The 12,771-nt window shown below is 39.9% G+C and carries 8 protein-coding genes and 1 pseudogene; 4 read left to right on the top strand and 5 right to left on the bottom strand.

The annotated features are described in order from the left end of the window. Positions 1–59 precede the first annotated feature (59 nt). Together QE382_RS06855 and QE382_RS06850 are read left to right on the top strand one after the other, a co-directional pair. The gene (locus QE382_RS06855; protein ID WP_307185236.1) at positions 60–488 is read left to right on the top strand and encodes a helix-turn-helix domain-containing protein; all 429 of its coding nucleotides are present in this window, start codon (positions 60–62) and stop codon (positions 486–488) included. A 93-nt stretch (positions 489–581) separates the two neighbouring features. Then, on the top strand, positions 582–1,352 hold the full coding sequence (locus QE382_RS06850; RefSeq protein WP_307185235.1) for an IS3 family transposase: 771 nt from the start codon (positions 582–584) through the stop codon (positions 1,350–1,352). Positions 1,353–1,406: 54 nt separating this feature from the next. On the opposite strand, the gene QE382_RS06845 is transcribed toward QE382_RS06850, so the two are convergent. The 5 genes and pseudogenes from QE382_RS06845 to guaB all read right to left on the bottom strand — a co-directional run bounded on the left by QE382_RS06845 (position 1,407) and on the right by guaB (position 8,775). Beyond that, the gene (locus QE382_RS06845) at positions 1,407–2,339 is read right to left on the bottom strand and encodes a hypothetical protein (protein ID WP_307185234.1); all 933 of its coding nucleotides are present in this window, start codon (positions 2,337–2,339) and stop codon (positions 1,407–1,409) included. Positions 2,340–2,465: 126 nt separating this feature from the next. Continuing rightward, a pseudogene (gene murA / locus QE382_RS06840) lies at positions 2,466–3,792 on the bottom strand (UDP-N-acetylglucosamine 1-carboxyvinyltransferase). 209 nt (positions 3,793–4,001) lie between these two features. Beyond that, the gene (locus QE382_RS06835; protein ID WP_307185233.1) at positions 4,002–4,823 is read right to left on the bottom strand and encodes a DUF4290 domain-containing protein; all 822 of its coding nucleotides are present in this window, start codon (positions 4,821–4,823) and stop codon (positions 4,002–4,004) included. Between the two features lie 53 nt (positions 4,824–4,876). Continuing rightward, positions 4,877–7,156 (bottom strand): ATP-dependent helicase, encoded by a 2,280-nt coding sequence (locus QE382_RS06830; RefSeq protein WP_307185232.1) that lies wholly within the window; start codon positions 7,154–7,156, stop codon positions 4,877–4,879. Positions 7,157–7,299: 143 nt separating this feature from the next. Further along, on the bottom strand, positions 7,300–8,775 hold the full coding sequence (gene guaB / locus QE382_RS06825) for an IMP dehydrogenase (protein ID WP_307185231.1): 1,476 nt from the start codon (positions 8,773–8,775) through the stop codon (positions 7,300–7,302). Positions 8,776–8,998: 223 nt separating this feature from the next. Between guaB and QE382_RS06820 the strand changes: the two genes are divergently transcribed. Both QE382_RS06820 and secDF read left to right on the top strand, forming a co-directional pair. Next, positions 8,999–9,472: a hypothetical protein gene (locus QE382_RS06820; protein ID WP_293886918.1), complete on the top strand. Its 474-nt coding sequence runs from the start codon at positions 8,999–9,001 to the stop codon at positions 9,470–9,472. Between the two features lie 264 nt (positions 9,473–9,736). Beyond that, entirely contained in the window at positions 9,737–12,718 is a 2,982-nt protein-coding gene (gene secDF, locus QE382_RS06815) for a protein translocase subunit SecDF (protein WP_307185230.1), read from the top strand. Positions 12,719–12,771 lie beyond the last annotated feature (53 nt).

Below are 12,771 nucleotides of genomic sequence, written 5' to 3'. Positions count from 1 at the left end.
CCGTTTTTTATTTGACGTACTGTCTCGTCCTGAAATATCGATACACAAAAAGAATCGTTATGGAAGAAGGAACAAATTATGTAAAGCGGACTCAGCGTGATTACACTTTAACATTGAAGCTGAATGTCGTTAAAGAGATTGAATCGGGGAAATTGACACTCTCCCAAGCACAAAAACAGTATGGCATCCAGGGAGATAGCACTATTCGCAATTGGTTAAAAAAATATGGTAACTTTGATTGGGAGAACCAAATACCATCCAATATGGCAAAGTCACCAGAACAGCGCATTTTAGAACTGGAAGCCAAAGTCAGACTGCTGGAGAAGCAAAAGGCTAAACTTGAGCATCAGAATCACATCGCTGATTCCAAAGCGATCATCTTTGACATGATGATCGATATTGCAGAAAAAGAATATAAAATCGACGTAAGAAAAAACTTGAAACCCGCGCAATCAATCGTTTCCGGCAAGAAAAACAAGAAAGCCTAAGTTTTACTTGTGGATTGTTCGGGTTAGACAGGCAGGTGTATTATCGAAGGATCAAACGTATAGTGAGGAGCCAGGGTATAGCCCGGGAAAATTGTGGACTTAGTTCATGAAATACGCACTACCCAGCCAAGAATAGGCACACGGAAACTTTACCATATATTGGCAAGGGAGCTACAGGCATTAAAAGTGGGCAGAGACAAATTCTTTGATATTTTACGCGCCAACCATTTGTTAATTACACCTAAAAGAAGCTATCATACGACCACTATGTCACATCATAGATTTAGAAAATATCCGAATATTATTAAAGAAGTGACTGTTTGCCGTCCCAATCAGGTTTGGGTAAGTGATATCACTTACATAGGGAAGCGAGAAAGCCCCTGTTACCTGAGTTTGGTTACAGATGCCTATTCGAAAAAAATTGTTGGCTTTGAGGTCTCGCGGACCATGTGCACACCGCATGTTGTAAAAGCACTAAAAATGGCACAAAAACAAAGAAAAACAAACGAGCCGTTAATCCATCATTCCGATAGAGGAGTACAATATTGTGCAGAAGAATACCAATATTACCTAAACAAGTATCAGCTCAGGTGCAGTATGACAGAAAACTCTGATCCTTATGAAAATGCCATCGCTGAACGAATCAATGGTATACTCAAACAAGAGTTCATGATTGATACCTATCATTTAGATCTACATTTGATGAAGCAGATCGTAGCTGAAGCAATCGATATCTATAATAATGACAGACCACATTGGTCTAATCATATGCTAACTCCAAATCAGATGCACATGAAATCAAACATGAACTTCAGAACTTATAAAACAAAAAACAGTAGCAACCTATCGGCTACTACTGTTTAAATTATTTATTTTTAATCACTGAAAACCTGTATCGATTTTTCAGGACTAGTCATACTAATGAAACACGACATCAAGCACCCTTTGTTCGAGGCTATTTTGATCACCGGAACCATCAACCCTGGTACGCGTTTTTGTCACTTCAAATTCTTTGGGTCCAAATTGCTTTTCAATGACAGCTGTGGTTGTAAAACGCAGTAGTGAATTTTCGTCATCCTTAAGATAGGCATCAATTTCGAGAATGCCTTCGTTTTCATCAAACACATAGGGATGCAGCCTATTAATTCCTTTTGGAATCCGTGGACTTTTCCAAATGACAAATTTAGGAAGTGCTTTATCCTTTGGATCAATTTTATTGTAAATGGCCTGTTGGCAGGTAATGCCGGCAATTACTTTTGTCTTCCCCGTTTTGTCGATCATATAGTCTTTGGGATTTATTCGTATTTGCACTTTGGCGAATTCATGGGAAATTCCCTCTGGAAAGTTAAGGGAAATATTAATATCCTCATTTTCTCGATTTGCTAAAAAGCCTTCTCCTGTACCTTTACTGTAATTCACATAATTTTGCAACTGATAGGTTAAACCTTCAGCAATGGATTTTGCTTGTTGTTGATCAAATCTAATTTCCATCTTGCGTAAGGGAACAAGCATAAGTTCCATGCGTTGGAGGGGATTTCCTATATCAAAGCTATCGGCCTCCTTTCTTTGAGATTCGGGCAGTGTGGATATCGTTTTCCACAGAACGGCAGGTGAGCTCTCTTTATTCAGATTCATCAACCTGAGGAGTTCAGCAAAAGGCATATTCGGAAAGGTAACTTTTTGTTCGATGACCGCAGCATTGATACGTTTTGAAGAACGGATGTCAGTTGTTGTATTTGATTCTTCGTGAAATTTAACTTCTTTGGGGGTAGAAGATTGACAATTATAAAAAAGTAGTGATAGGCCAAATAAAGGGAGAAATAGGCCAGACTTTATTAGATATTTTTTCATATCTATTTTTGTTTAAATGTATTTTGTACAAATTTACCTTATTTGGGGCATATATCACAAAAAAGCTCCAGAATTAATATCTGGAGCTCTTTTTCTTCGATTTGTCATTCGGGCTGATAAGATTATTTAATGTCCCTTTGGTTCGGCATCGATACGTTTAATATCTGCACCTAATTTCCGTAAGCGCTCTTCGATATCTTGATAGCCACGTTCAATTTGTTCGATGTTATGTATCACCGACTTTCCTTTTGCCGATAAGGCTGCAATAAGTAAGGATACTCCGGCACGGATATCAGGGGAAGTCATTTCAATACCTCTCAGGTGGTGTGATTTGTTCAATCCAATAACAGTAGCGCGGTGCGGATCGCACAAGATAATCTGAGCCCCCATATCAATCAATTTGTCGACGAAGAACAAACGGCTCTCGAACATTTTTTGGTGAATCAATACATTACCTTTAGCCTGCGTTGCCACCACGAGCACTATACTCAATAAATCTGGCGTAAAGCCTGGCCAAGGTGCATCCGAAATGGTCAGAATAGATCCATCTATAAAAGTATCAATTTCATAAGAGTCTTGTGAAGGAATAAAAATATCGTCACCACGCAGTTCAAACTTGATACCCAAGCGCGAAAATACAGATGGGATAACGCCAAGTTCTTCAAAACAGACGTCTTTAATGGTGATTTCAGAACCTGTCATTGCTGCCAATCCGATGAAAGAACCAATTTCGATCATATCGGGCAGCATACGGTGTGAAGTACCGCCGAGACGTTCTACACCTTCAATGGTCAACAAATTAGATCCAATACCGGATATTTTTGCTCCCATGCGGTTTAGCATCTTACATAATTGCTGTAAATAAGGCTCACAGGCTGCATTGTATATGGTTGTCGTGCCTTTCGCCAATACAGCAGCCATTACAATATTGGCAGTACCGGTCACTGAAGCCTCGTCCAATAGGATATAGCTTCCTTTTAGCGCTGTTGCATCAACATTAAAAAAATGATTGGTAGGATCGTAAATAAATTTGGCCCCCAGTTTTTCGAAGCCCAAAAAATGTGTATCCAATCGTCTACGGCCAATTTTATCGCCCCCCGGTTTTGGGATAGCTGCCTTGCCGAATCGAGCCAACAAAGGGCCAACAATCATAATTGAGCCCCGTAACCCCCCTCCCTTTTCTTTAAATTCGGGTGATTGAAAATAGTCTATATTTATATCTTTAGCTTCAAAAAACATAGGTATCCTTATCAATGCGATTGATTTTAACACCTAGCGCTCCTAACAGATCGATCAACTTATTGACATCTTTAATATCTGGGATATTACTGATGGTCATGGGTTCTTCTGTCAGCAAAACTGCAGAAAGAATCTGTAAGGCCTCATTTTTTGCTCCTTGAGGAATAATCTCTCCCTTTAACGGTTTTCCACCGATTATTTCAAATGCGTTCATTTATATATACGTGATATCTCTTAGTGTCATACCCCTGTTCTTGTATTTGCCTCGGGATATTTAGCCTTCCGTCTACTACACAAAGATGGAAGGCTCAAAGAACCATGCTACCGATTAAAGTAGTACAGTTCTAAAAAAAAGAAGGCAATTGTAAAGAAATCTGTTAATCACTTCGCAATTGCCTGCTTCTTTAAACAAATTTTTAAGAACTAGCCCCGTTTGTTATTATAGTTACCCTGCGGCTTTCTGTTTCTGTTATTGTTGTTGTTGTCCCTGCCGTAGCTGTTATTATTGTTGTCTCTACTATAGCTGTTGTTATTGCTTCCGTAGTTATTGCGCTTCGTATTATTGTTACTTGTCATACGAGGCTTGCCTCCACCTTTCGACTGGTGACCGGAATTATTGTTATTGCTATTGTTATTATTTCCGCCAGAATTACTATTTGCTGGACCTTTAACGCGATTTCCCGGAGGCGGAGTTTTAAAGTCAAGTTTAGTCAATACGGTACCTTCAGGTAAGCTCAATTGATAACCTGATAATTCTTTTAGATCCTGGATGATCAACTCGTCTGAAACAGAATCCTTATTCCAGGTCAGGTAAGCCATTTTCATAAAATTAGCGATACCGATGACCATCTGCTCTCTTTTGGCTTCGTCATTGGCCAATAACGCCTTTTCAATCATTTTCTCTACGGTAAAACCATAGTGCTTGAATCTAATGGAATGCTGCGGATAGCCTAAATGCTCAACTTCGTGTTTCACACTTTTCGCTGTGGCAATTGGATAAGGCGAGTCGATATCCAATTTAAAATCAGAGATAATCTGCAGGTGATCCCACAGTTTATGTTTAAAATCAGACACGTCTCTCAAATGCGGGTTCAATACCCCCATCATGTCGATTACAATCTGTGCATGTTTATTTCTTTCTTCCTTTGTGGGTAAAGTACAGATGTAGTCTACCATATTTTGCACATTGCGACCATATTCTGCAAGGATCAATTTTGGTCTAGTGCTGTTGTAGTCAAAGTTCATATAGCTAATATAAGTACCTAATAAAACGATCAAGATGCCGTTTTGGTATTTTATTATTGAATTATTCTAAGTTTTGCAAATTTAAGCAACAATTGTTTCTGTCCCAACTCTTTAAAGAAAATAGTTGCTTTTATATCTCCTTTGTTTCCTTCGAGATTCACAACTTTGCCAAATCCAAAGCGTTCATGTTCAACTTCCATGCCGACTTGAAGATTTGATGTATCTGAAGGAGCAAAACCCGCAGTAGGTTTGTGGGCTTTCGGCAGTATAGATGTCGTTTTAACCATGGGCTTAGGCTTAGGTTTAGAAAACGTATCATCACTGTCCTTTTGCTGCCAAGCAATTCGTTCGCCTTGAAAACTTCCGGCTGAGGCAGAAGTTTGTCGTGGTTTAAAATCCAATGCAAGACATGCCGGATTCAATTCATCCAAGAAGCGACTGGGTTCGCAGTTATTTAGCGTTCCCCAACGATATCGCGAAGTAGCATACGAAAGTAGTAATTTTTTTTCAGCTCTCGTAACAGCGACATAAAAAAGTCTTCGTTCCTCTTCCAATTCGGACCTGGAATTCAACGACAACTGGGAAGGAAACAAGTTTTCTTCTAAGCCTACAATGAAAACGATCGGAAATTCCAATCCTTTGGAAGAGTGGATGGTCATCAATGATACGGTATCCGCATTTGGATCTTTATCATTATCGTCGTTTGTCAACAAAGCGATATCCTGCATGTAAACGTCCAGTCCGCGCTCTTCAATATCCTCTCGCTCCGAAAATTCCTTAATACCATTGAGGAGTTCCTGGATATTTTCGTAGCGTGCCAATCCTTCTACGGACTTATCTTCATACAATTCTTTTAGAATACCACAGTGCTGAGCAATGTGCATGGCCGTATCAAAGGCGTTATTGTTTTTGGCCAAGGCCTGAAAACTCTGTATCATCTGTGCAAAACCACCAACAGAGGTTGCACTACGTCCATCAAGAAACTGAGCTGCATTGGCAACAACATCCCAAATACGGTATTGATTCTGATCCGCAGCGATCATAATCTTCTCGATTGTTGTATCCCCTATCCCTCTACGCGGGTAATTGATAACGCGCTTTAACGCTTCCTCATCATTTGGATTGAAAGTGAGTCTAAAATACGCGATCAGATCTTTAATTTCTTTCCGTTGATAGAAAGAAGTACCGCCATATATTTTATAGGGAATATTAATTTTGCGCAAAGCCTCCTCCATTGCCCTGGATTGGGCATTGGTACGGTAAAGAATAGCAAAATCTTTATAATTAAGACCCTTTATCGATTTCTCTTCAATGATCAGATCGGCCACGATCTTGCCTTCCTCATTGTCAGAGAACGCACGTGAAACCCTGATTTTTTCGCCCTCTTCATTATCTGAAAAAACATTTTTCTCCAATTGATTCTGATTGTTGGCGATCACCGAATTAGCTGCATTTACGATCATTTTAGTGGATCGATAATTCTGTTCTAGTTTAAAGATCTTTACATCTGGATAATCCTTTTGGAAATTCAGGATGTTCTGAATATTTGCGCCACGGAACGCGTAGATGGACTGCGCATCATCTCCTACGACACAGATATTTTCGTTGACTGCAGCCAGACGCTTGACAATAAGGTACTGTGAAAAGTTCGTATCCTGATACTCATCGACCATCAGATAACGAAACTGGTGCTGATATTTATGCAGTACCTCCGGATGTTTATTTAACAATACATTTGTCTTGAACAGCAAATCGTCAAAATCCATGGCCCCTGCACGGTAGCAACGTTGGGCATAGGTCATATAAATTTGTCCCAATTGCCCACGACCATTTGAAATATCTTCGGCCAAGATGGCTTCATTCTTATTATATTCCTGCGGCGATATCAGGTTGTTTTTTGCCTGCGAGATACGCCCGTATACATGATTGACATTATACAGCTTATCATCGAGATTCATTTCCTTTAAAATGGCACGCAACAAACTTTTGGTATCGTCCGTATCGTAGATGGTAAAGTTTCTGGGATACCCGATCAATTCAGCTTCTACCCGGAGTATTTTTGCGAATACGGAGTGGAATGTTCCCATCCAAATATTTTTCGCTTCGCTCCCAACGACAGAAACAATACGCGCCCGCATCTCTTTGGCTGCCTTGTTGGTAAATGTCAAGACCAAGATATTGAATGGATCAACACCTTTTCGAATCAGGTGTGCTACACGATAGGTAATCACCCGTGTTTTTCCTGAACCAGCTCCTGCAACAATCATCACAGGACCTTCTGTTTGCTCTACGGCTCCTCGTTGTGAAGGGTTTAAACCCGCTAAATAATCCAAATTAACTCCTTAAATTTTAAAACCTGAGAATAGGGTATAAAAGTACAAATTTCCTGTCGATCCCTCGGGCTATCCTATTAATATTTTTACATAAAAAAAACCGATAATAAAGATTATCGGCTTTTATGTAAAATAAGCAGTATTTAGCCTCTGCTATTATAATTTGGGGCTTCCTTCGTAATGGAAATATTATGTGGGTGAGACTCTCTCAAGCCTGCTCCTGTAATACGGACAAACTGAGCTTCCTGCAACTTCTCAATGGTGGCAGCACCACAGTAACCCATGGAAGCGCGCAGTCCACCGACATATTGATAAACGACTTCAGCCAGTGTACCTTTATAAGGAACACGACCAACAATACCTTCAGGAACCAGTTTTTTAATATCATCTTCCACGTCTTGGAAGTAACGGTCTTTAGACCCTTTTTCCATCGCTTCAATTGAACCCATACCGCGGTAAGACTTAAACTTACGTCCTTCGTAGATAATGGTTTCACCTGGGGCTTCTTCCACTCCTGCAAATAATGAACCAGCCATAATCGTGCTTGCTCCAGCGGCAATTGCTTTTGCAATATCTCCTGTCTGCTTGATGCCACCATCTGCAATTAATGGTACGCCAGTTCCCTTTAGTGCTTTCGCCACTTCATATATCGCATAAAGTTGAGGAACACCGACACCAGCGATAATACGTGTTGTACAGATTGATCCGGGTCCGATTCCAACTTTTACCGCATCTGCACCTGCTTCGGCCAAAGCGGTGGCGGCTGCACCTGTAGCAATATTTCCAACGATTACCTGAAGTTCAGGAAATTGGGCTTTTACTAATTTCAGTTTATCGATCACCCCTTTTGAATGCCCATGTGCCGTATCAATGGTAACCACGTCTACTCCCGCCTTCACCAAAGCTTCAACGCGGTCCAACGTATCTGGCGTAACGCCTACTGCAGCGCCCACCAATAAACGTCCATGGCTATCCTTAGCAGCATTAGGGTAATGCTTATATTTTTGAATATCTTTAAATGTAATCAAGCCTTTTAAAATCCCTTCACTATTGACCACTGGAAGTTTTTCGATCTTTTCGTTTTGAAGAATTTCTTCAGCTTTCACCAAATCTGTCCCTTCGGGTGCCACGACAAGATTTTCTTTCGTCATCAATTCATTGATTGGTCGAAGCATATCTTTTTGAAAACGAAGGTCGCGATTGGTTACAATACCGACTAGCTGACCCTTTTCATTCACAACGGGAATGCCACCGATCTTGTGCTCCTTCATGATATTAAAGGCGTCTCCTACTGTTGCTGTAGCCAATAAAGTAACAGGATCCTGAATCATCCCGCTCTCCGAACGTTTAACTTTGCGTACTTCAGCAGCCTGTTCTGCAATCGTCATGTTCTTATGCAACATACCAATACCGCCAGCTTGTGCAATTGCTATGGCTAAATCAGCACCAGTTACCGTATCCATTGCTGCAGAAACCAATGGGATATTTAATTTGATTTTTTTTGTTAGCGAAGTACTCGTATCAACGTCACGGGGTAAAATTTCAGAATAAGCTGGAATTAATAAGACGTCATCGTAAGTGAGACCTTCTGCTACGAATTTTTGTGGATCTAATTGCATGGCAAATATGTATTGGGTTTTCTATTTGCCAGGCAAATTTAAGAAAAATAAGTAATATTAAAAAATAAAATATAGAAATTACAATCGAAAGACAAATTAGAACCATTATGAATAAAATAATCCATTTCCTTTATTTCAGACGAGATTATTTTTTGGCAAGCTATTTGCTTTCGGTAACACGAAAAGTTATTTTAATTAATGAAAATATAAAGATAAGATAATTATGAAAAAGACACTACTTTCATTGGCTGCTGTCGCAGCATTAGCATTTGGTACACAAGAAGTAAAAGCTCAATCTCCTCAACGCGCTGCTATCGGTGTGGTTTTCGACGGATCGATCGGTGATCTATGGGGGGTTCAATACAAACAATCAATGGGTGGCGCAAACAATGGTCAAGCGCAGGTAATGTTTGATGACCATGTGGTAGCAGTTGGTGCTGATTGGCAACATGCAAGACCTTTCCGTGGCGCTCCAGGTTTAGGCTGGTACGCAGGTGTCGGTGCACAATTAACATTTGTAGACGCTGGCGATAACATCACTTATGTGGGATTAAGACCGCAATTGGGTCTAGAATTTAAAATTCCATCGGCTCCTATCGGTCTTCACGCTGACTGGAAACCAAATTGGACTTTAAACCATGGTTCTGATTTTGACGCTTCAACATTTTCATTTGGTATCAAATATACATTAAGATAATAGAAGCAGTTCAAATAGCTTAAAAAAAAGGTTCTTCTCATCATGAGGAGGACCTTTTTTTATGAAATAAAATGCATAAGTATTTCTTTTTTTCTTCAATTCTCCTATTTTTATGCCGTTGACCTAATTGGCATAAATAAAACTTTTCATTCTACAAAAATTTTATACCTTTGCCATTCTTGGTAAAATGTGATTAAACAAGAACTAATTATCAATTACATAAACAGTATTTAACATTATAATTAATACAATTAATAACAGACGATGCAAGGTAAAGGGCTGATTAAACTTTTAGTGATAGTGGTGTCATTAGCGTGTCTATACTCCCTATCATTTACTTGGGTGACCCGCAATGTGGAGCGCGATGCTGAGAATTTTGCCAAGGGAGATTTGGCAAAAGAGAAGAGCTATCTAGACTCAATGGCAGGTGAAGTAGTGTACAATTTAGGGTTTGCAAAATACACCTATCGGGAAGCCAAAGCAAATGAACTCGCTTTGGGATTGGATTTGAAAGGTGGTATGAACGTAACCATGGAAATCTCATTGGACGAATTGATCCGCAATTTGGCAAACAACCCAAAAGATGAGAAATTCAACAAAGCGCTGGAGCAAGCAGTAGCAAAAAGCAAAACGAGTGCAAAAACAGTCGTTGCTTTATTTATGGAAGAGTACAAATCCATCGGTGCTACAACTCCACTATCGACATTCTTTTCAACAAAAGATAACGCTGCTCTAATTAAACCTGGTGATTCAGACTCCAAAGTTGAATCGTTCCTTCAAAAAGAAGCAGACAATGCCATCCAAAATTCCTACAAAGTACTTCGTACACGTATCGATAAGTTTGGTGTTGCATCGCCAAATATTCAAATTCAACAAGGTACAAACCGTATTTTGATCGAGTTACCTGGTGTCAAAGACGAAAGCCGTGTGCGTAACCTGCTCCAAGGCTCCGCCAAACTGGAGTTTTATGAGACCTATACCAACCAAGAAGTTTATCCATTACTGGAAAATATCGACAAAACTTTAGCATCTACGTTAAAAGCAGCACCTGCTACAACGGCTACTGCCGCAGCAGACACAAGCAAAAAATCAGATGATTTGTTATCCAACCTAACCGGTGGTAAAAAAGATGCTAAGAAAGACAGTGCTGCTGTAAATCTAGGTCAGAAAAATCCACTGTTTGAAGTGTTGCGCCCCGCGGTTTATATGGGTGAAAACCAACAGATGGCGCTTATGCCAGGTTCAATGGTGGGTATTGCTTCATTAAAAGATACAGCAAAAGTAAATGCATACTTGCAACGTCCGGAGGTAAAATCAATTCTCCCGGGAAACTTAAAACTTTTATGGGCTGTTAAACCTGAACAAAAGACACCTGAGCAACTATCATTATATGCAATTAAAGGGGCTGGACAAGATAATGGTGCTGTATTGACAGGAGATGTCATTACGGATGCAACAGCAAACTTTGATGAGAAAAATCAACCCGTGGTTGGTATGCAAATGAACAGCGAAGGTGCACGTGAATGGAAGAAAATTACCGCAAAAGCGGCTCAAAACAGAGACGCCATCGCGATCGTCCTTGATAATGTGGTGTATTCTGCTCCTTCTGTAAATGGCGAAATTCCGAATGGTAGTTCTTCAATCTCAGGTTCTTTTACGGTAGAAGACACGAAAGATTTGGCAAACGTATTGAAGGCCGGTCGTCTTCCAACAACTGCTAAAATCGTTGAAGAAGCCATCGTGGGTCCTACTTTGGGTCAAGCAGCCATCGACGCCGGTGTTAACTCGGCTGTTATCGGTATTATCGTAGTAATGATCTTTATGATCGCTTACTACAATACTGCAGGTATCGTGGCAAACATTGCGGTATTGTTAAACGTATTTATCATTATGGGGGTATTGGCATCCTTAAATGCTGTACTCACTTTACCGGGTATCGCGGGTATCGTATTAACAATGGGTACTGCGGTCGATGCGAACGTCTTGATTTATGAGCGTATCCGTGAAGAACTGGGCTTAGGTAAATCGATCCGTCAGGCAGTTGCAGATGGTTACAAACACGCTTTACCTTCCATCCTGGATTCGCAGATCACAACGTTTTTGATCGGTATTATCTTATTCTTATTTGGTAGTGGCCCGATCTTAGGTTTCGCGACAACATTAATGGTGGGTATCATTACTTCATTGTTTACTGCGATCCTTGTTACTCGTGTTATCTTTGAATGGATGTTGGCGAAAGATTTCAAAATCAAAGTCTCTTTCCCTTGGTCTGCAAATACCTTGCATAATGCAAACTTTAAATTCGTTCAGAAACGTAAAATCTTTTATGCGATTTCAATCGTTGCCGTGTTAATTTCTGCAGCGTCTATTTTCACAAAAGGATTCAGTTTAGGTGTGGATTTCCAAGGTGGTCGTACGTATACTGTCCGTTATGATAAACCTGTGGACTTAGAAGCTGTACGTACAAACTTGGATGATATCTTCAAGAAAACTACAGAAGTAAAAGTATTCGGTGCATCCAATCAATTGCGTATTACAACAACTTATCATATCGAAGAAACTTCGGACACTGCTGATAAAGAAGTATTGGACAAATTAAACCAAGGTCTATCGAAAGTAGATGCTTCCAATAAACATGAGATCCTTTCGTCTCAAAAAGTTGGACCAAGTATTGCTACTGATATCAAGTCCAGAGCGACCAGTTCGGCAATATTCTCTATCATCATTGTTGCAGCTTACATCTTGATCCGTTTCCATAAATGGGAATATTCAGTTGGGGCAGCTATTGCAACAATACACGATGCGATTATTTTATTGGGATTATTCTCTATTTTGGATGGTATCGTACCATTCTCATTAGATATTGACCAACACTTTGTGGCGGCGATATTAACTGTAATTGCCTATTCGGTGAATGATACAGTGGTTGTATTTGACCGTTTACGTGAATTCGTATCGAAACCAAATGCACATAATGAAGATCTTGGAGATGTCGTAAACCATGCGATCAACTCTACTTTAAGTAGAACAATTATCACATCATTGACAATCGTGTTTGTTCTTGCTGTATTGTTTATATTTGGTGGTGAAGTTATCCGTGGATTTTCATTCGCAATCTTAATCGGTGTTATCGTAGGTACATATTCATCGATTATCTTAGCGGCACCTTCGGTATATGACTTACGTAAAGGAAAGCATTTAGCAGAAGGTAATACAGCTAAAAAAGCTGAGGTTGTAAGACCCTAATAAAGCTCTTTACAGCAAAGCAGGAGTTTAAAATTCAAATGCCCCCAAAAAGT

Origin of the sequence: Sphingobacterium zeae (assembly GCF_030818895.1) — a bacterium.
Taxonomy (GTDB): domain Bacteria; phylum Bacteroidota; class Bacteroidia; order Sphingobacteriales; family Sphingobacteriaceae; genus Sphingobacterium; species Sphingobacterium zeae.
The sequence above is the reverse complement of the archived record's forward strand: the minus strand, read 5'-3'. Positions and strand labels throughout refer to the sequence as shown.

Coding starts and splice junctions, on each gene's coding strand:
- QE382_RS06855 (WP_307185236.1), top strand. CDS start 60: ATGGAAGAAGGAACAAATTATGTAAAGCGGACTCAGCGTGATTACACT.
- QE382_RS06845 (WP_307185234.1), bottom strand. CDS start 2,339: ATGAAAAAATATCTAATAAAGTCTGGCCTATTTCTCCCTTTATTTGGC.
- QE382_RS06835 (WP_307185233.1), bottom strand. CDS start 4,823: ATGAACTTTGACTACAACAGCACTAGACCAAAATTGATCCTTGCAGAA.
- guaB (WP_307185231.1), bottom strand. CDS start 8,775: ATGCAATTAGATCCACAAAAATTCGTAGCAGAAGGTCTCACTTACGAT.
- QE382_RS06820 (WP_293886918.1), top strand. CDS start 8,999: ATGAAAAAGACACTACTTTCATTGGCTGCTGTCGCAGCATTAGCATTT.
- secDF (WP_307185230.1), top strand. CDS start 9,737: ATGCAAGGTAAAGGGCTGATTAAACTTTTAGTGATAGTGGTGTCATTA.